General features: G+C 65.3%; 1 protein-coding gene. It reads left to right on the top strand.

What is annotated here, in order from left to right; translation table 11 throughout:
* Window positions 1-1,329 (top strand): ISNCY family transposase (locus VSR82_RS39720; protein ID WP_498858894.1); only part of this gene is annotated, 1,329 nt, incomplete at its 5' end.
* Window positions 1,330-1,471 lie beyond the last annotated feature (142 nt).

Genomic DNA, 1,471 nt, shown 5'->3' on the forward strand with positions numbered 1-1,471 from the left:
GCGGCCGAGCGACTGGATCTGTGTACGCGTCAGGTCAGCCGGCTGTGCCGGCGTTACGAGGCCTGTGGGCCGGCGGGACTGGTGTCGGCCAAACGGGGCTTGCCCAGTAACCGGGAACTGCCGGTCGATCTGCGCGCGCGGGCCATGGCGCTCGTGCGTGAGCGCTATGCCGATTTCGGGCCGACGCTGGCGTGCGAGAAGCTGTGGGAATGCCACGGTATCCGTCTCGCGAAGGAAACGGTGCGGCGCTGGATGCGCGATGCGGGCCTGTGGATCCCGCGCAAACAGCGCCCGCTCACGATCCACCAGCCCCGGGCGCGGCGCGCCTGTTTCGGTGAACTGGTACAGATCGACGGCAGCGAGCATGCGTGGTTTGAGGAGCGCGCGCCCGCGTGCACGCTGCTGGTGTACGTCGACGACGCGACCAGTCGCCTGATGGTGCTGCACTTCACGGCCACCGAATCGACCTTCAGCTACTTCGAGGCGACGCGGGCGTATCTGGAACGCTATGGCAAGCCGGTGGCGTTCTACAGCGATCGGGCGAGCGTGTTCCGGCCAACGTACAGCCGGACCGGCGCACGCGGAATCACGCAGTTCGGCCGGGCGATGTACCAGCTGAACATTGACACGTTCTGCGCGAACTCGAGCCCCGCCAAGGGCCGGGTCGAGCGCGCGCACCTGACGCTGCAGGACCGCCTCGTGAAGGAACTGCGGCTGCGCAATATCAGCACCATCGAAGCCGCCAACGCGTATGCGCGCGCCTTCATGGCCGCCCATAACGCGCGCTTTGCGAAGCCACCCAGAAGCACGTTCGATGCGCACCGGACGCTGCGCGCCGACGAGGATTGCGACGCGATCCTGACCTGGCGGCTCCAGCGCAAGGTGTCGGACAAGCTGACCGTACTGAATGACCGCATGATCTATCTTCTGGACGACATCGAGGCCAACCGGAAACTGATCGGCCACTATATCGACGTCTGGGAGTACCCGGACGGTCGCCTCGAGATCCGCGCCGACGGCGTGGCGCTGCCCTACATACCGTACGACAAGCTCGCGGAAATCGACCAGGGGGCGGTGATCGGGCACAAGCGGCTCGGCCATGCACTGGCGGTCGCGCAGGCGCTGCAGGCGCAGCGCGACAACCGCCGGATCTCGGGCTCGCCGTCACGCACGAATCGCGGCGCGGCGGTCCGCAAACCGGAGCGTCTGCCCGGCACGAAGAAGCAGCGCGAGTTCACGCGGGCCGATCTGGATCAGGCCATCATGCAGATCGCGCAGCAGTCGAAGCCGCCTTCAAAACCAGGCCGCCGGTCTGCCAGGCTGAACTGAACGGACTGAGGCGCCCTGCCCATTCAAACCGAATCCTTCAACACTGCACGGAATGAAAACCATGAAAGACAGACCTTGAACCCCTACAACATCGGACATTTCTAACGAGCCGCACAGCGGACATTTCAAAATGGCCTCGACA

The sequence above is a fragment of the Burkholderia sp. JPY481 genome, assembly GCF_038900515.1.
Classification (GTDB): Bacteria; Pseudomonadota; Gammaproteobacteria; order Burkholderiales; family Burkholderiaceae; genus Paraburkholderia; species Paraburkholderia youngii.